The sequence below is a fragment of the Proteus sp. CD3 genome, from assembly GCF_008808075.1.
GTDB lineage: Bacteria > Pseudomonadota > Gammaproteobacteria > Enterobacterales > Enterobacteriaceae > Proteus > Proteus appendicitidis.
Genome location: NZ_CP019686.1, coordinates 3,348,748 through 3,366,208, shown reverse-complemented (window position 1 = coordinate 3,366,208; position 17,461 = coordinate 3,348,748). Strand labels below are relative to the sequence as shown.

The 17,461-nt window shown below is 39.9% G+C and carries 15 protein-coding genes and 1 pseudogene; 10 read left to right on the top strand and 6 right to left on the bottom strand.

Annotation, left to right across the window (positions count from 1 at the left end; translation table 11 throughout):
- Position 1: 1 nt before the first annotated feature.
- From BTA34_RS15015 to BTA34_RS15000, 4 genes are all read left to right on the top strand, one after another.
- Entirely contained in the window at positions 2–373 is a 372-nt protein-coding gene (locus BTA34_RS15015) for a diacylglycerol kinase (protein ID WP_151436254.1), read from the top strand.
- Between the two features lie 127 nt (positions 374–500).
- Positions 501–1,112, top strand: coding sequence for a transcriptional repressor LexA (gene lexA, locus BTA34_RS15010; RefSeq protein WP_151436253.1), 612 nt, complete (start codon positions 501–503; stop codon positions 1,110–1,112).
- A gap of 154 nt (positions 1,113–1,266) precedes the next feature.
- Positions 1,267–1,521 carry a type II toxin-antitoxin system RelB/DinJ family antitoxin gene (locus BTA34_RS15005; RefSeq protein ID WP_023583073.1) on the top strand — a complete coding sequence of 85 codons (255 nt, stop codon included), beginning with the start codon at positions 1,267–1,269 and terminating at the stop codon, positions 1,519–1,521.
- Positions 1,511–1,804 (top strand): type II toxin-antitoxin system RelE family toxin, encoded by a 294-nt coding sequence (locus tag BTA34_RS15000; RefSeq protein WP_151436252.1) that lies wholly within the window; start codon positions 1,511–1,513, stop codon positions 1,802–1,804. Before BTA34_RS15005 ends, BTA34_RS15000 begins: the two co-directional genes overlap by 11 nt.
- A 46-nt stretch (positions 1,805–1,850) precedes the next feature.
- Here the strand turns inward: BTA34_RS15000 and zur are convergent, their stop codons facing one another.
- Both zur and ssb1 read right to left on the bottom strand, forming a co-directional pair.
- Positions 1,851–2,381, bottom strand: coding sequence for a zinc uptake transcriptional repressor Zur (gene zur, locus BTA34_RS14995; RefSeq protein WP_151436251.1), 531 nt, complete (start codon positions 2,379–2,381; stop codon positions 1,851–1,853).
- 204 nt (positions 2,382–2,585) lie between these two features.
- A complete protein-coding gene (gene ssb1 / locus BTA34_RS14990) occupies positions 2,586–3,113 on the bottom strand; it encodes a single-stranded DNA-binding protein SSB1 (protein WP_099076296.1) in 528 nt (175 codons plus the stop codon).
- Between the two features lie 251 nt (positions 3,114–3,364).
- Between ssb1 and uvrA the strand changes: the two genes are divergently transcribed.
- From uvrA to BTA34_RS14975, 3 genes are all read left to right on the top strand, one after another.
- Positions 3,365–6,199, top strand: coding sequence for an excinuclease ABC subunit UvrA (uvrA, locus tag BTA34_RS14985; RefSeq protein WP_151436250.1), 2,835 nt, complete (start codon positions 3,365–3,367; stop codon positions 6,197–6,199).
- A gap of 667 nt (positions 6,200–6,866) precedes the next feature.
- Positions 6,867–8,198: an amino acid permease gene (locus tag BTA34_RS14980; RefSeq protein ID WP_151436249.1), complete on the top strand. Its 1,332-nt coding sequence runs from the start codon at positions 6,867–6,869 to the stop codon at positions 8,196–8,198.
- A 64-nt stretch (positions 8,199–8,262) separates the two neighbouring features.
- Positions 8,263–9,609, top strand: a complete 1,347-nt coding sequence (locus BTA34_RS14975) for a serine dehydratase subunit alpha family protein (protein ID WP_151436248.1) — start codon at positions 8,263–8,265, stop codon at positions 9,607–9,609.
- A gap of 113 nt (positions 9,610–9,722) precedes the next feature.
- Here the strand turns inward: BTA34_RS14975 and BTA34_RS14970 are convergent, their stop codons facing one another.
- Genes BTA34_RS14970 through dnaB form a run of 3 tightly spaced genes read right to left on the bottom strand, consistent with a single transcriptional unit; the run spans position 9,723 to position 13,514 of the window.
- Positions 9,723–10,919: an aromatic amino acid transaminase gene (locus BTA34_RS14970; RefSeq protein ID WP_151436247.1), complete on the bottom strand. Its 1,197-nt coding sequence runs from the start codon at positions 10,917–10,919 to the stop codon at positions 9,723–9,725.
- Between the two features lie 53 nt (positions 10,920–10,972).
- The gene (alr, locus tag BTA34_RS14965; RefSeq protein ID WP_151436246.1) at positions 10,973–12,064 is read right to left on the bottom strand and encodes an alanine racemase; all 1,092 of its coding nucleotides are present in this window, start codon (positions 12,062–12,064) and stop codon (positions 10,973–10,975) included.
- 40 nt (positions 12,065–12,104) lie between these two features.
- Positions 12,105–13,514: a replicative DNA helicase gene (gene dnaB, locus BTA34_RS14960; RefSeq protein ID WP_023583065.1), complete on the bottom strand. Its 1,410-nt coding sequence runs from the start codon at positions 13,512–13,514 to the stop codon at positions 12,105–12,107.
- A gap of 156 nt (positions 13,515–13,670) precedes the next feature.
- Here dnaB and BTA34_RS14955 point away from each other — a divergent pair, with 156 nt between their 5' ends.
- Complete coding sequence (locus BTA34_RS14955) at positions 13,671–14,654, top strand: quinone oxidoreductase (protein ID WP_151436245.1); 984 nt, start codon at positions 13,671–13,673, stop codon at positions 14,652–14,654.
- 67 nt (positions 14,655–14,721) lie between these two features.
- On the opposite strand, the gene dusA is transcribed toward BTA34_RS14955, so the two are convergent.
- Positions 14,722–15,756, bottom strand: a complete 1,035-nt coding sequence (gene dusA / locus BTA34_RS14950; RefSeq protein ID WP_151436244.1) for a tRNA dihydrouridine(20/20a) synthase DusA — start codon at positions 15,754–15,756, stop codon at positions 14,722–14,724.
- A gap of 129 nt (positions 15,757–15,885) precedes the next feature.
- Here dusA and BTA34_RS18550 point away from each other — a divergent pair.
- Together BTA34_RS18550 and BTA34_RS14940 are read left to right on the top strand one after the other, a co-directional pair.
- A pseudogene (locus BTA34_RS18550) lies at positions 15,886–15,981 on the top strand (hypothetical protein); the annotation flags it as partial.
- A 161-nt stretch (positions 15,982–16,142) separates the two neighbouring features.
- On the top strand, positions 16,143–17,429 hold the full coding sequence (locus BTA34_RS14940) for a S8 family peptidase (RefSeq protein ID WP_151436243.1): 1,287 nt from the start codon (positions 16,143–16,145) through the stop codon (positions 17,427–17,429).
- Positions 17,430–17,461 lie beyond the last annotated feature (32 nt).

Below are 17,461 nucleotides of genomic sequence, written 5' to 3'. Positions count from 1 at the left end.
TATGGCTAATCAAAATAAAGGTCTTACCCGAATCATTAAAGCTGGTGGCTATTCATACAAAGGCATTCGTGCCGCTTGGATTAATGAAGCCGCTTTTAGACAAGAAGCTATTGTGACCTTGGTTGCAATTATCCTTTCATTTTTCATCGATGTCAGTGGTCTAGAGCGCATTTTACTCATTGGTTCCGTTGTGTTGGTTGTGATCTTGGAACTGGTAAATAGTGCGATAGAAGCCGTTGTCGATCGAATTGGATCTGAATACCACGAATTATCCGGACGTGCAAAAGATATGGGTTCTGCCGCCGTTCTGCTCGCTATTATATTGGGATTATTTACTTGGGTAACCATTCTTTGGGGGCATTTCTTCGCATAAAGTTAAAAAATTCGATTTTTGTCGAAAAATAATCCAAAGATGCGTGTTTTATATTCATTTAAGGTTTCAAATCGTCATATACCTGTATATACTCACAGTCTGACTGTATAAACAAACAGGGGGCGGAATGAAAGCATTAACTGCAAGGCAGCAGCAGGTTTACGATTTGGTTCGTGATCACATTTCGCAAACGGGTATGCCACCAACACGGGCTGAAATAGCTTCCCAACTTGGGTTTCGCTCACCAAATGCGGCAGAAGAGCACTTAAAAGCTCTTGCTCGTAAAGGTGTGATAGAAATTGTCTCTGGTGCATCCAGAGGTATCCGTTTGCTAATGGAAGAAGAGCCAGAAGGATTGCCATTAATTGGGCGAGTCGCAGCTGGCGAACCACTTTTAGCGCAAGAGCATATTGAAAGCCATTATCAAGTTGACCCAACATTATTTAAACCAAGTGCAGATTTCTTATTGCGCGTTAATGGTATGTCAATGAAAGATATCGGTATTATGGATGGTGATTTACTCGCTGTGCATAAAACGCAAGATGTTCACAACGGGCAAGTCATTGTGGCTCGTATTGAAGATGAAGTAACAGTAAAACGCCTTAAGAAAAGCGGTAATAAAATAGAGCTTCATGCAGAAAACCCTGAGTTTTCGCCTATTATCGTCGATTTACGCGAACAAAGCTTTACTGTGGAAGGTTTAGCCGTTGGGGTTATTCGTAACGGCGAATGGCTGTAATTTGTACCAATGTAAGTCAACACAACTTATTTTAAAAAGATGCAGATGATGTGTAAAACCACAAAATCATCTGCATTTTTTATTTTGTATAAAAAAACATCATTGCACTACAAATGTAATTACAATATGATGAGTTTTAATTATGGAGGTGTTTATGACAACAATACAAGTTAGAGTAGACGATGAGCTAAAAAAAGAAGCTTATCAAGTATTTGAAAAAATGAATCTATCTCCTTCAGATGCTATAAGATTGTTTCTACGTTATGTTTCTGAAAATGAAAAGTTACCTTTCTCTGAAGTTTCTGTCGTTGTTGGTGAACAAGATGAAGATGAGGATATTTTAGCTGTTGTACGTGAGCGTTTGAAGAAACCATGTAAACGTATAAGAGTAAATATTGATGATCTTTAATATTGAGTTTGATAAGCGTGCATTAAAAGAATGGCAGAAACTTGATCAAAGCATTAAAGAACAATTTAAAAAGAAATTAAAAAAATTACAGGAAAACCCTTATATAGAGTCTGCTCGCTTAAAAGGTGATCTCTCGGGTTGCTATAAGATTAAATTACGAGCATCTGGTTTTCGATTGGTTTACCAAATCATTGATTCAGAAGTCGTTATTTTAGTTATTGCTATTGGTAAGAGTGAAGAAAGTAAAGCGTATTCATTAGCTGAAATGAGAATTCAAAAGTAGAACACGTATTAGCCAGCATTTAGCTGGCTTTTTGTATTTTATAAGCTTAACGAGGCTTATAGTCACCGGTTTTTTTCTGCTTAAGATTATCATCCATACTGTGATCATGATGACAACCTTCAGGATGTGTACACTCTTGTGCTTCGTGGCACTGTGAACACAATCCATGAATTTCGATGACGCTATGTCGTAAATGAAATCCACTCTCTTTTGCCAGTAATGAAATTGAATTTTCGATTTTATGACTGTTCTTTTCCGTGACAGATAAACAACGGTCACAAATTAGCATTACTGACGTATGTTCGACATCATCAAAATGATGACAAAGTACATAACTGTTAGTGGATTCAATTTTATGGATAAATCCTTGCTCAAGTAAAAACTCTAACCCACGATAGACGGTTGGTGGTTTTGCTTGTGGCTCTATTTGGCGTAATAAATCCAATAAGTCGTATGCGCTGATAGCAGAAGGTTGCTGCATTATCAGACGTAATACTGCCAGACGTTGTGAAGTCAGGCGAACACCTCGTTTCTGGCAGATCTTTTCTGCCTGAGCGAGCAATTTATCTTCATTCATGGGGATCAGATGCTCTCAGACGTTATTAATGGCACAGATCCTATCATATTTTTCAAGAGTAAACCTTTGTGTAAAGTGGGGTTTTATGAAAATAACTTTTCATGGTGATCTATCATGATCATCAACAAAAAACCCAGCCTAAGCTGGGTTAATTTTTTAGATGGTTTTAGATGATTTTTTCTGAAACTAGGTTTCAGGTGACCGTTAAAACGGAATATCGTCATCAAAGTCCATTGGTGGTTCATTGCTTGGTGCTGGAGCCGCTGCGGGTTGTTGTGCAGGGCGAGATTGTGCGCCACCGCTAAATTGTTGTGATGCTTGTGGTTGTTGTGGTTGACCCCAACCGCCTTGACCGCCTTGTGAAGGTGCGCCATCTTGACCACCACGGCCACCTAACATCTGCATGGAGCCACCGATATTGACCACAACTTCAGTGCTATATCTGTCTTGACCGCTTTGGTCTTGCCATTTACGTGTTTGTAATTGACCTTCGATATACACTTGTGAACCTTTACGCAGATATTCGCCTGCAATTTCCGCTAATTTGCCGAAAATTACCACACGGTGCCACTCGGTTTTTTCTTTCATTTCACCGGTTTGTTTATCGCGCCAGCTTTCTGATGTTGCCAGTGTCAGGTTTGCAACTGCACCACCACTTGGCATATAACGGATTTCTGGATCCTGCCCTAAATTACCGATAAGAATAACTTTGTTTACGCCTCTGCTCGCCATGTGCGGTACTCCTGCGAAAGTAAATTTTTTGAAATCATAAGCGAATAAGTTTATCACGTACGCTAAAATTTGAATATGACGTGTGATGAATTTCTCATTTGCGAAGATTGTCGATATTTTTTGTCTCAAAATGACAGAGTTACATCATCAATCAATTTCACTATATATACTGTATATCCATTCAGTTAACTTTGTGTCATAATTATCCGATTCTTTCTTTTTCGGCGACTCTCTCAATCCGGGATATATTCATGGATAAAATCGAAGTACGGGGCGCTCGCACCCATAATCTAAAAAATATCAATTTGATCATTCCTCGCGATAAACTGATTGTTATTACGGGGCTTTCTGGTTCAGGTAAATCTTCTTTAGCCTTTGATACGCTTTATGCAGAAGGGCAGCGACGCTATGTCGAATCGCTTTCTGCCTATGCTCGTCAGTTTCTTTCTTTAATGGAAAAACCTGACGTTGATCATATTGAAGGCTTGTCTCCCGCTATTTCGATTGAGCAGAAATCTACGTCGCATAACCCGCGTTCGACTGTGGGAACGATTACAGAAATTCACGACTACTTGCGTCTTTTATTTGCTCGTGTGGGGGAGCCTCGTTGTCCTGATCACGATATTCCATTAGCCGCTCAAACCGTTAGCCAAATGGTTGATAATGTACTGGCACAACCAGAGGGCAAGCGCTTAATGCTGTTAGCACCTGTGGTGAAAGAGCGTAAAGGCGAGCATATTAAGTTGCTCAACAATCTTGCTGCCCAAGGCTATATTCGTGCGCGTATTGATGGCGAAGTGTGCGATCTCTCTGATCCACCAACACTAGAATTACAGAAAAAACATACCATTGAAGTGGTGATTGACCGTTTTAAAGTGCGTGACGATCTTGCCCAACGTTTAGCAGAATCTTTTGAAACCGCATTAGAGCTTTCTGGTGGTACTGCTGTTATCTCTGATATGGATGATAACAATGCTGATGATATTGTTTTTTCTGCAAACTTTGCCTGTCCTGTTTGTGGTTACAGTATGAGCGAGCTAGAACCTCGTTTATTCTCCTTTAATAATCCGGCGGGTGCTTGTCCAACTTGTGATGGTTTAGGTGTTCAGCAATTTTTTGATCCTGAATTAGTGATCCAAAATAGAGAAATCTCTCTTGCTGGTGGGGCAATTAAAGGATGGGATCGCCGTAACTTTTACTATTTCCAAATGCTTCGCTCATTGGGTGAGCATTATCATTTTGATGTTGAAGCGCCTTTTGATTCGTTACCAGATAACATTCAAAAAGTCATTTTAACGGGTTCAGGCAAAGAAAATATCGAATTTAAATACACCAATGATCGTGGTGATGTTGTTGTGCGTCATCATCCTTTTGAAGGTGTATTAAATAATATGGAACGCCGTTACCGTGAGACAGAATCTAGTGCGGTACGTGAAGAGCTTTCTAAATATATTAGTAACCGCTCTTGTGCTTCTTGTGGTGGTACACGTTTACGTCGAGAAGCGCGCAATGTGTATGTTGAAAATACCACATTACCTGAAATAGCAGATTACAGCATTGGTCATGCAATGACCTTTTTCCAAAATCTAAAATTGAGTGGTCAGCGAGCGAAGATCGCAGAAAAAGTCTTAAAAGAGATTAGTGACCGATTAAAATTTTTGGTCAATGTGGGATTAAACTACCTCACACTTTCTCGTTCTGCGGAAACTTTATCAGGGGGAGAAGCACAACGTATTCGCTTAGCGAGTCAGATTGGTGCGGGATTAGTTGGCGTTATGTATGTGTTGGATGAACCTTCAATTGGGTTACATCAACGAGACAACGATCGCCTACTTGAAACGCTGATCCACTTGCGTAATTTGGGTAACACGGTGATCGTTGTAGAGCATGACGAAGACGCTATTCGTGCCGCTGATCATATTATTGATATTGGCCCAGGTGCGGGTGTTCATGGTGGTGAGATTGTTGCCCAAGGGACGCTTGAAGATATTATTAATAACCCGAATTCCTTGACGGGGAAATTCTTAAGTGGTGAACGCCGTATTGCAATTCCAGAGCAACGTGTGCCTGTTGATCGCGAAAAAATGCTGACCATTCTTGGAGCAAAAGGCAATAACTTAAAAAATGTAAATCTAAAATTACCCGTAGGTTTATTTACTTGTATTACAGGTGTTTCGGGATCAGGTAAATCCACGCTGATCAACGATACGTTATTCCCTATTGCACAACGCCAATTAAATGGGGCTACAAACAGTGTACCTGCGCCTTATTTAGATGTTGAAGGGCTAGAATATTTCGATAAAGTCATTGATATAAACCAAAGCCCTATTGGTCGTACCCCTCGTTCAAATCCTGCAACTTATACAGGTGTCTTTACACCTATTCGTGAGTTATTTGCGGGTGTACCTGAATCTCGTACTCGTGGTTATACACCAGGTCGCTTTAGTTTTAACGTGAAAGGCGGGCGCTGTGAAGCTTGCCAAGGTGATGGTGTTATTAAAGTAGAAATGCACTTTTTACCGGATGTATATGTGCCTTGTGATCAATGTAAAGGTCAACGTTATAACCGTGAAACCCTTGAAGTAAAATACAAAGGAAAAAATATTCACGAAGCGTTGGATATGACCATTGAAGAGGCGAGAGAGTTTTTTGATGCCGTGCCTGCGTTAGCTCGTAAACTACAAACATTGATTGATGTTGGTCTTTCTTATATTCGCTTGGGGCAATCAGCAACGACTTTATCGGGTGGTGAAGCACAGCGAGTTAAGTTAGCAAAAGAGTTATCAAAACGTGGTACGGGACAGACTCTTTATATTCTCGATGAGCCTACAACAGGGCTTCATTTTGCTGATATTGAGTTGCTACTTGAAGTGCTTCATCAGTTACGTGACCAAGGTAATACCATTGTTGTTATTGAGCATAATCTTGATGTGATCAAAACAGCAGACTGGATTGTGGATCTTGGCCCTGAAGGCGGAAGTGGTGGTGGTCAAATTTTAGTGTCAGGCACACCAGAGCAAGTTGCAGAGTTTGAAGGCTCGCATACTGCAAGATTCTTAAAACCAATCTTAGAGCGGGGTTATTAAGATAACACTACTTATTCCCTTATGATCTAAGCGCTACGAACAATAAACACTTTACTGTTTGTAGCGCGCTTTCTTCAAGAAAAGTAAATCCATCAGGTGCGATAGAATTTAATTCTATCGCAAATAGTATTCTTTTGAGGCTATATACTTCCTTATCTATTTTTAATCTTATTAGTCGCCTATTTTTATAAAAAATAGATTAAATGGTTAATTATGCTGTTTTGTAACGGTATTTTAACCAAATACGAGATAACAAAGCTAAATAGAAAGGATTATCATAGACTATCGTGATGGACAGCACAGTTTATTTGGTGATTTGTTTCAATTGTTATACTTGACTATTATTGTATAACAATAGATATTTTTGATTATTAATCAATTGCTTATTTGTTTCTAAAGGTTACAGTAGAGGGAGGGTTATTATTTACTGTGCTCTTTGAACAGATAATCCTACTTTTCTCCTTACGATAGAATTTTTTTCTAAATCATTTCGGGCTATCACGATTTATAACAACTTTTTTCTCCGTAATATTTCCTATCATTTACCCATAATAAATAATACCTGCAAAAAGTAAGGCTATTTCGACATCGCAATGTTAGATAGACTTTTTTACCCCCAAAATTCGTTTTGCTATTAACAATTACAATATAAAAAGTGAGTACTAATATGGAAACGGCTTCCTCAAAAACAGAGACCACAAGCTATCCCGCAACTAGTGCTGGCGCTCGCCGCGCAGGTATGACAGAACAAGAATGGCGTGCAGCAATTAAATTTGACGGCAATGATGCGGGCTGGGTTATCATGAGTATCGGTATGGCTATCGGTGCAGGTATTGTATTTTTACCTGTGCAGGTAGGTCTGATGGGATTATGGGTTTTCCTACTATCCTCGATCATTGGTTATCCTGCTATGTACCTTTTCCAACGTCTATTTATTAATACGTTGGCTGAATCTCCTGAGTGTAAAGACTACCCAAGCGTTATCACCGGTTATCTCGGTAAAAACTGGGGTATTTTATTAGGCGCACTCTACTTTGTGATGTTAGTCATTTGGATGTTTGTTTACTCAACAGCAATCACCAATGACAGTGCTTCTTACTTACAAACATTTGGTGTTACTGACGGTTTACTGTCAGAAAATCCATTCTATGGTTTGATCTTGATTTGCGCTTTAGTCGCTATCTCTTCTCGTGGTGAACAATTACTGTTTAAAGTATCAAGCTTTATGGTACTGACTAAACTGCTTGTGGTCGCAGCGTTAGGGATCTCCATGATTGGTATGTGGCATCTTTATAATGTGGGTGCATTACCACCAGCTGGACGCTTAATCAAAGAAGCAATCATTACATTACCTTTTACCCTGACTTCAATTCTGTTTATCCAAACATTAAGCCCTATGGTTATCTCTTACCGTGGTCGTAATAAAAACCGTGAAGTTGCTCGCCACAAAGCGTTACGCGCAATGAACATCGCGTTCGGTGTGTTGTTCTGTACGGTTTTCTTCTATGCAATCTCATTCACATTAGCAATGGGTCATGATGAAGCCGTTAAAGCGTATGAACAAAATATCTCTGCATTAGCGATTGCGGCGAAATTCTTCCCTGGTGGTTGGGTAACTGTTGTAAGCGTTATGTTGAATATCTTTGCCGTAATGACTGCATTCTTTGGTGTCTACTTAGGTTTCCGTGAAGCGACACAAGGGATCGTTATGAATATTCTGCAACGCTATCTCCCAGCAGACAAAATCAACCAAAAATGGGTACAAAACGGCATCATGATTTTCGCTGTGCTTTTAGCATGGGGTGCAATCATTCTGAATGCGCCGGTGCTGAGTTTTACCTCAATTTGTAGCCCTATCTTCGGTATGGTGGGTTGTCTTATTCCTGCATACTTAGTGTACAAAGTACCAATGTTACACAAATACAAAGGTGCATCGCTCTACCTGATTATTTTTACCGGTTTACTGCTCGTTATCTCTCCGTTCTTGGCATTTTCATAGTCGCCAACTTCGGTTCTAGTTAGGCGTTGTTTTTAAAAACTAAATTAATCCAAGGTGTTAGATTATGAGCCAGAACAAAAATTCTCATTTATGGTCACAGTTTGTTCGTCAGTTACGTGAAGGTGTTAAGCCAGCAGTAGGGTGTACTGAGCCAATTTCATTAGCATTGGCAGCCGCGAAAGCAACTGCGCTTTTAGGTGAACCTGTTGTTCGTGTCGAAGCTTGGGTTTCACCAAACTTGATGAAAAACGGAATGGGCGTAACAGTGCCGGGAACGGGAATGGCTGGGCTACCTATTGCAGCCGCATTAGGTGCGACAGGAGGAGATCCTGATGCTGGGTTGGAGGTCTTGTTAAAAGCATCTACTGATGCAGTTGCTCAAGCTAAGACACTGGTTGCTCAAGGTAAAATCACAGTGGGCGTAAAAGCACCTTGTGAAGATGTTCTTTACTCTGAAGCGAAAGTATATAGCCAATCTGGTTATGCCATCGTCAGTATTGCAAGAGAGCATACACACGTTGTTCGCTGTGAATGTAACGGTAACGTTGTTTTTGAAGAAGATAAATCAGCGCTTAACCATTGTGAATCTACTGATGAAAAACCTTTTACTGATGTTTGTGCTGAAGATATTTATCACTTCGCACTTAATGTGCCAGTGAGTGAAATTGAGTTTATGCTCAATGCTGCTCGTTTAAATGGTGCTTTATCAGAAGAAGGGTTACAAAACACCTATGGATTAGCCATTGGTCGTACCTTAATTCTGCAACAAGAGAAAGGTTTGTTAGGTAAAGACTTACTTAATGAAATCATGATCAGAGCATCAGCAGCCTCTGATGCTCGTATGGGTGGGGCGGTATTGCCTGCAATGAGTAATTCAGGCTCGGGTAATCAGGGCATTGCCGCAACATTACCTGTAATGGTGGTTGCTGAATTTATTAAAGCAGATGATGAAACCTTACTGCGTGCATTGGTTTTATCTCACTTAATGGCAATTTATGTTCATAGCCATTTCCCACCACTTTCTGCCCTTTGTGCTGCAACAACCGCTTCAATGGGAGCTGCCGCAGGAATGGCATGGTTACTCACAAAAGATTTCAACACAGTCAGTATGTCTATCAACAGTATGATTGGTGATATCAGTGGCATTATCTGTGATGGCGCATCGAATAGCTGTGCAATGAAAGTATCAAGTAGTGCAGCGAGTGCTTATAAAGCCGTATTAATGGCGATGCAAAATCAAAGTGTTACGGGTACTGATGGTATTGTCAGTGACGATGTCGATAGCTCAATAGCGAATCTCTGTGCATTAGCGAGTCGTGCAATGCAACATACCGATATTCAAATCATTGAGATTATGGAAGAAAAAGCGCGTCGTAATGCTGGGGAAAAGAAGCAAGCTGTCAATATATAAAAGGCGAAAACCTAAAGCGACAGTGATGTTGTGATGCAGTATTGCAGTAAAAAGAAATACCTGCTTATGAAAATAGGCAGGTATTTTTTTATCGTGAAATTGTGTTGATTGGCTTAAATACTTACAGCCGCAAAAGCTTGTGCAATACGCTGAACATTACCTGTATTAACACCCGCCATACAAACACGGCCAGTACCGACAAGGTAAATACCAAATTCGTCACGTAATCTATCAACTTGTGCTTGTGTAAAACCGGTATAGCTGAACATACCGCGTTGAGTTAATAGATGATCAAAATTCTTTTCAGGCAGGGCAATTTTTAAAGCTTCGACTAAAGTAACGCGCATTTCTTTAATGCGATCACGCATATGCGCGACTTCTTTTTGCCATTGTGCCGTTAAAACTTGGTCTGATAGCACTCTATTGACAATTTGCGCACCATAATTTGCAGGGCTTGAATAGATACGACGTACACCCGCTTTTAACTGGCCTAATACATTTTCGCATTCAGTGGCATTATCACAAACAATCGATAGACCACCAGCACGTTCACCGTAGATCCCAAATATTTTTGAAAAAGAGTTACTGATAAGTATCGGTAATCCTGCTTTTGCCATAGTACGAATAGCGTAAGCATCTTCATCTAAATTTTCAGCAAAGCCTTGATAAGCAATATCTAAGAATGGAATTGCTTGGCGAGCTTTTAATACTTCAGTGACTTGATCCCATTGATCTTTAGTCAGATCAGAGCCTGTTGGATTGTGGCAACATGGGTGCATCAATACGATGCTTTTTTCAGGCAGATTTTTAAAGCAATCGAGTAGCGCTTCAAATTTTACGCCTTTGGTTTCAGGATCAAAGTAAGGGTAGTAATTCACCTTGAAACCAGAGCCAGCAAAAATAGAGGCATGGTTATCCCAAGTTGGATCACTTATCCACACTTCTGATCCTGGGAAATAACGATGCAGAAAATCAGCACCCACTTTTAATGCGCCTGATCCACCTAATGTTTGGATTGTGGCAATTTTCTTTTCTGCAATGAGAGGATTATCTGCACCGAAAAGGAGATCTTGAATTTCGCTGCGATAAGGTGCCAGCCCTTCCATTGGTAAATAAAGTGTTGCGGTAGGAGTCATGGCATTAAGTTGCTGACGCGCAACGGAAACTGTTCCTAAAATAGGGGTCTTGCCTTCTTCGTCATAATAAAGACCAATGCTTAAATTAATTTTATCCTGACGTGGGTCTTTGTTATAAACATCCATCAATGAGAGAATCGGATCTCCCGGAAACGCTTCAACCTGTTGAAACACGGCTTCTTCTCCAATCACTTTTAGTGTGTCATAGGGATACAATATCGTCTGTATTATTGTTCGTCTAGGTATTCCATGATGACGCGCGAGGTTAATTTCGTAATCAACTCATAGGCGCTAATACCACTATATTTGGCAATTTCTTCTACGGGCAATACATCTCCCCATAAAATTGCTTCATCACCAACACTATCAACCAGTTCTGTCCCCAAATCGACGCTGATCATATCCATTGAAACTCGACCAACAATAGGCACTTTTCGACCATTGATCCACACAGGCGTACCTGAAGGTGCGCTACGAGGATAACCATCGCCATAACCAATCGCGATCACACCAAGATAAGTGTCTTTTTCACTTACCCATGTACCACCATAACCAACAGGCTCACCCGCTTTATGTTTACGAACGGCAATCAGGCTTGTTTTCAGTGTCATTGCAGGAGTTAAGCCAAAATCTTTACCTGTTCTTTCATCACCAGTGGGAGAGATACCATAAGTAATAATACCGGGGCGGACCCACTGATAATGGACTTGAGGCCAAAATAAAATACCAGCAGAAGCGGCGATAGATTTATCACCGGCTTTATCTTGAATAAAATCTTGAAATAGTGAGATTTGTTTTTGTGTTACTTCAGGAACATCTGGCTCATCAGCGCGACTAAAATGGCTTACAATATTGACAGGTTGTTGTACATTTTTGCAGGCAGAAAGTCGTAAATAGAAGGCTTGTGCATCTTCAGGCCGCACTCCTAAACGGTGCATCCCCGTATCAATTTTCATCCATACTTTGACCGGTTCATCTAAGTTTGCCTGTTCTAATGCTTCTAATTGCTCTTGGCTATGAACAACCGTTTCAATGTGATTGACGACTAAAATAGGTAGGTCAGCGACATCAAAAAAGCCCTCTAACAGAAGAATGGGTTTTACAATTCCCCCACTTCGTAAGGTTAATGCTTCACCAATACGCGCAACACCAAAACAATCAGCATTGTCCATTAAGGTATATGCTGTTTCTAATAACCCATGACCATAAGCGTTTGCTTTCACGACAGCTATCAGGTGGCTATGTGGGGCATAGTCTCTCACATGCTGAAAATTGTGACGCAGAGCGCGGCGATCTATCACTGCGGTTGCCGCTTTCATATTATTCCAATACTTCCTTTCATTAAGTCAAGGTTAGTGATTATTCATCATCGTAAGCAGGGCCAGCATAGTTATCAAAACGTGACCATTGACCATTAAAGGTCAGCCTGACTGTACCAATTGGGCCGTTACGTTGTTTACCGATGATGATTTCTGCAACCCCTTTTAAATCACTACTTTCGTGGTAAACCTCATCACGATAAATAAACATGATAAGGTCAGCATCTTGCTCAATAGAGCCTGATTCACGTAAGTCGGAGTTAACAGGGCGTTTATCAGCACGTTGTTCCAAACTACGGTTTAACTGTGATAAAGCAACCACAGGAACTTGTAATTCTTTAGCTAACGCTTTTAAAGAACGAGAAATTTCAGCAATTTCTAATGTTCTATTTTCAGATAATGAAGGTACTCTCATTAGCTGCAAGTAGTCAATCATGATAAGGCTTAAACCGCCATGTTCACGATAAATACGACGAGCGCGAGAGCGAACTTCTGTTGGTGTTAAACCCGATGAGTCATCGATATACATATTGCGTTTTTCAAGCAAAATACCCATGGTGCTTGAAATACGCGCCCAATCCTCATCATCAAGCTGCCCTGTACGAATTCTTGTCTGATCGACACGAGATAATGATGCCAACATACGCATCATAATTTGGTTGCCGGGCATCTCTAAACTGAAGATAAGTACGGGTTTTTCTTCCGTCATTGCCGCATTTTCACATAAGTTCATGGCAAATGTGGTTTTACCCATAGAAGGACGTGCAGCAACAATAATTAAATCTGACTTTTGTAATCCTGCGGTTTTTTTATCCAGATCTTGATAACCACTGGAAACCCCTGTGACACCATCATGAGGTTTTTGATAGAGCTGTTCTATCTTTTCAACCGTCTCTTCTAAAATAGCGTCTATTGCTTTAGGGCCTTCATCTTTATTGGCTCTTGTTTCAGCAATTTGGAACACTCTTGATTCAGCAAAGTCGAGTAGATCTTCACTGGTGCGTCCTTGAGGATCAAAACCTGCATCTGCAATTTCGTTGGCAACTTTTATCATATCGCGAACAACCGCACGCTCTCGGACGATATCCGCATAAGCGTTGATGTTCGCCGCACTTGGCGTATTTTTTGAAAGTTCAGCTAAATAAGCAAAACCTCCTACGCTGTCTAACTCCGCATTTTGTTCTAATGCTTCGGATAGCGTAATAAGATCGATAGGTTTGCCTAATTCCAACAAACGTTGCATTTGCGAGAAAATAGTACGATGAGGTCGGCTATAAAAATCTTCAGCGGTGACGCGTTCAGAAACATTATCCCAACGTTCATTATCTATCATCAGACCGCCTAACACGGACTGCTCTGCTTCCAGCGAATGGGGAGGTAGCTTTAATCCCTCCATTTGTCGGTCTTTAATATCAGACATCAGCTTGTCAGTGGTCTTGTTTCTGGCCATAAATCCTGCATAAAATCGAAAAAGTGTCAGTCAGCGTATTAGTATACGCTAACCCAATTATCTGTGCCTTGTAGAAATAGCTATCCTTTGTCATTATCTCTGAAGGTCTTTTTTGCGCTCGTTTATTTAATCTCTCATCCTACAAAGGAGATAGTAATGGCTAATCGTATTCAATTTGCAACTCATGGCGATGTAGATGTTCTTGAGTTTGCAACATTTACACCCGCTCCTCTTGGCGATCATGAAGTTCAAGTTGCCAATAAGGCAATTGGTATTAACTATATTGATACTTATGTACGTAGCGGGTTATATCCTGTAAGCCAATTCCCAAGTGGATTAGGCACTGAAGCTGCGGGCATTATTATCAAAACAGGCGCTAAAGTGACTTCACTAAAAGAAGGGGACAGAGTTGTTTATGCACAATCTCCATTAGGGGCTTATAGCGATACGCATAATGTACCAGAAAATAAAGTGGCACGTCTGCCTGATAATATCTCTTTTGAACAAGCTGCCGCCTCTTTCTTAAAAGGATTAACGGTTTATTATCTCTTCAATGAAACCTATAAATTACAAGCGGGTGAAACCTTTTTATTCCACGCGGCTGCTGGCGGCGTTGGTTTAATTGCAAGCCAATGGGCGAAAGCCATTGGTGCGAAAATGATTGGTACAGCAGGCAGCGATGAAAAAGTTGCCAAAGCAAAAGCCGCAGGTGCATGGGAAGTGATTAATTACCAGACTGAGTCGATTGTGGAACGTGTGTTGGCGCTAACTAATAATCAAAAAGTGCCTGTTGTTTACGATTCTGTTGGTAAAGCAACGTGGTTAGATTCGTTAGACTGCTTGCAACGCCGTGGCTTAATGGTGAGTTTTGGCAATGCATCAGGTGCCGTAACGGGTGTCGATTTAGGTATTCTCAATAAAAAAGGTTCTCTGTATGTGACGCGCCCATCCATTTCGGGTTATATCACAACGCGTGAAGAGCTAGATGCCGCAAGTGAAGCGCTATTTACGTTAATTGGTAGCGGTAAAATTGATGTAAGTGTGCCAGATAATCAGAAATTTGCTTTAGCAGATGCGAAAGAGGCACATCGTTACCTTGAAAGTAGACAATCTCAAGGATCAAGCTTACTTATTCCTTAATTGTTATTTTTAAAACCTAAAACCTATTTAAAATAAATTAAATAGGTTTTGAATATTTATTACTTAATTATTTTTCAGTCACAAATTTAAGTGCATTTTCTAAAACAGATAAATCAGCGCCCTGTTTATGGGCGTTTTCACTTAAATGACGTCGCCATTGTCTAGCACCTGGAATACCTTGGAAAATCCCCAACATATGACGCGTAACATGACCTAAATAAGTACCCTGAGAGAGTTCTTTTTCGATATAAGGATACATTGCTTTTACTGCACTGACTGCATCAGTAATGGGTAGCTGATTGTCAAAAAGTTCATGATCAACATGCGTTAAAATTGACGGATTTTGATAAGCCTCACGACCCACCATCACACCATCCATATATTTTAAGTGCTCTTTGGCTTCTTCTAGCGATTTAATCCCCCCATTAATTGCCATCGTGAGATGTGAAAAATCACGCTTTAATTGATAAACACGAGGATAATCTAAAGGAGGCACTTCACGGTTTTCTTTCGGGCTTAAGCCTGATAACCATGCTTTACGGGCATGAATAATAAAGGTATCACAGTTATTATCACGGCTGACGGTATCAATAAAATCACATAGAAATTCGTAGCTATCCAGCTCGTCAATACCAATACGCGTTTTTACCGTAACAGGAATATCAACGACATCACGCATGGCTTTTACACAATCGGCAACGAGTTGTGCATCTCCCATTAAACAAGCACCAAAGCGCCCATTTTGTACGCGATCTGAAGGGCATCCCACATTTAAATTAATTTCATCATAGCCACGCTCTTGTGCCAATTTTGCACATTGCGCTAAAGCTTGGGGATCACTTCCACCTAACTGTAAAGAGACGGGATGTTCTTCTTCACTGTATTTTAGATAGTCACCTTTACCATGAATGATGGCACCTGTTGTGACCATTTCGGTATAAAGCAGAGTATTTTTACTGAGCTGACGAAAGAAATAACGACAATGGCGATCAGTCCAATCGAGCATCGGCGCAACAGAGAAACGGTTCAAATTATATATATTTGAATGGCTAATAACATGATGATTTTCTGTTGGTTTATTAAGTTCTGTATTTTCTGACATGCTGTAATTCTTTCGTCTATTTAGGCGTTGCTACCCTTGTTTTTTTATGAGGGTAGAAAATGAGGACGCATTATAGCATAGAGAATGACTAACGCATGGTGGATCTGATGTTAGAATTATTTTAAATATCATCCTGAACCGATAAAAACAGAGGTTGTTATCACTGATGATATCGTTATATGCGATTGTTGTGGAAAACTACACCTACATATTGAGTTTAGTTAATAAACATCATTCAAATAATATTAAGTCTATTTTTTAGAATATAGGCTTGATATTTGTTTTTATAAAATAGCCTATTTGTATTATCTCTATTAAAAATGGAAATAGTCACTGCTCAAGATTTCGCGCTATAAAGCGAAAAAATAAAAAGAGGAGCATTGAATATGAACATTAAAAGAAAGATCCTTATAAAATTAAATAATCTTAATTATGATAATAAAAAACTGTCATTTTCTACTTCCGATGAAATGCACCATTCCTTTTTAACTAATATACCTTTAGTTCCGGTAATATCATCTGTTCATCCATTACCGCCCAGAAGTTATATTGATTCTATTTCAATAAACTTTAATGATCTAAATAAATATTATTATCTTAATTTACCAGAGAATAAACATTATTCTTTAGAAGAAGTAATTAAAATATTAGAACAACACCCTGATATTGAATATGTACAAACAGTGCCGATACAGCCTATTGAACCTCCTAACATTACGCCTGATTTTACTCAATATCAGCAATACTTAAATACGCCAGAAAAAATGGTGAATATTAATAAAATTAAAGGGCTAGGGATCTGTGAAGCATGGAAGCAAGAAGCATACGGGCAAGGAATACAAGTTGCTGATATTGAATGGGATTTCAATCTTTCTCATCATGATTTATCAACGGATAATATTACGCCATTATTACCATTTAATGAAAAAACCAGTCAGGCAGATCATGGTACAGCGGTTGCTGGGTTAATTATGGGAAAAAATGATGGTAAAGGGATCACTGGACTCGCTTATAAATTAGATATGTTTTACGCCATCTCCGAATTAACTTGTGGGCGTATTGATGCGATTATTGCGAGTAAACGCATATTACATGCTGGTGATATTGTTTTATATGAAATGCAGACAATTTGTGAACATCAAGCTTATGTACCTGCGGATTATGAAATGCACATTTGGGAAGCGACTCGTGCATTAACAGATGCTGGGATCATTGTGATTATGGCTGCAGGTAATGGAGGGGTAGATCTAGATTTACCTGCTTATGAAAGTTATCGACAGCGCCATGATAATAACTCAATACGTGTTGGTGCCGGTTCGCCTTATACATTAAATCGATTACCTTTCTCAACGCATGGTTCACCTATTCATGTACAAGCGTGGGGAGAGGATGTTGCAACCGCAGGTTATGGTGACCTGTTTCGAAGTGATGATAACCATACTTATACTGCTAATTTTAGTGGAACATCGTCAGCCAGTGCTTTAGTTGCGGGGGCTGCTGCAGTGATCCAATCTTGGTATAAAGACCGTACAAACAGTGTGTTGACGCCGATACAAATGCGTGACTTATTAATTAGAACAGGCACTTTCCCACTGTTAAATGACAAAATTGGTCCTTTACCGAATGTGAATAACGCAATTTTATATTTAAAAAAATTAATAAAACGTCATTAAGCACAATAGTATTAATTCCTTTAACACCTTCT

What these genes read in the sequence shown, in the direction of transcription:
- BTA34_RS15015 (WP_151436254.1), top strand. Translation starts at nt 2, where the DNA reads ATGGCTAATCAAAATAAAGGTCTTACCCGAATCATTAAAGCTGGTGGC.
- lexA (WP_151436253.1), top strand. Translation starts at nt 501, where the DNA reads ATGAAAGCATTAACTGCAAGGCAGCAGCAGGTTTACGATTTGGTTCGT.
- BTA34_RS15005 (WP_023583073.1), top strand. Translation starts at nt 1,267, where the DNA reads ATGACAACAATACAAGTTAGAGTAGACGATGAGCTAAAAAAAGAAGCT.
- BTA34_RS15000 (WP_151436252.1), top strand. Translation starts at nt 1,511, where the DNA reads ATGATCTTTAATATTGAGTTTGATAAGCGTGCATTAAAAGAATGGCAG.
- zur (WP_151436251.1), bottom strand. Translation starts at nt 2,381, where the DNA reads ATGAATGAAGATAAATTGCTCGCTCAGGCAGAAAAGATCTGCCAGAAA.
- ssb1 (WP_099076296.1), bottom strand. Translation starts at nt 3,113, where the DNA reads ATGGCGAGCAGAGGCGTAAACAAAGTTATTCTTATCGGTAATTTAGGG.
- uvrA (WP_151436250.1), top strand. Translation starts at nt 3,365, where the DNA reads ATGGATAAAATCGAAGTACGGGGCGCTCGCACCCATAATCTAAAAAAT.
- BTA34_RS14980 (WP_151436249.1), top strand. Translation starts at nt 6,867, where the DNA reads ATGGAAACGGCTTCCTCAAAAACAGAGACCACAAGCTATCCCGCAACT.
- BTA34_RS14975 (WP_151436248.1), top strand. Translation starts at nt 8,263, where the DNA reads ATGAGCCAGAACAAAAATTCTCATTTATGGTCACAGTTTGTTCGTCAG.
- alr (WP_151436246.1), bottom strand. Translation starts at nt 12,064, where the DNA reads ATGAAAGCGGCAACCGCAGTGATAGATCGCCGCGCTCTGCGTCACAAT.
- dnaB (WP_023583065.1), bottom strand. Translation starts at nt 13,514, where the DNA reads ATGGCCAGAAACAAGACCACTGACAAGCTGATGTCTGATATTAAAGAC.
- BTA34_RS14955 (WP_151436245.1), top strand. Translation starts at nt 13,671, where the DNA reads ATGGCTAATCGTATTCAATTTGCAACTCATGGCGATGTAGATGTTCTT.
- dusA (WP_151436244.1), bottom strand. Translation starts at nt 15,756, where the DNA reads ATGTCAGAAAATACAGAACTTAATAAACCAACAGAAAATCATCATGTT.
- BTA34_RS14940 (WP_151436243.1), top strand. Translation starts at nt 16,143, where the DNA reads ATGAACATTAAAAGAAAGATCCTTATAAAATTAAATAATCTTAATTAT.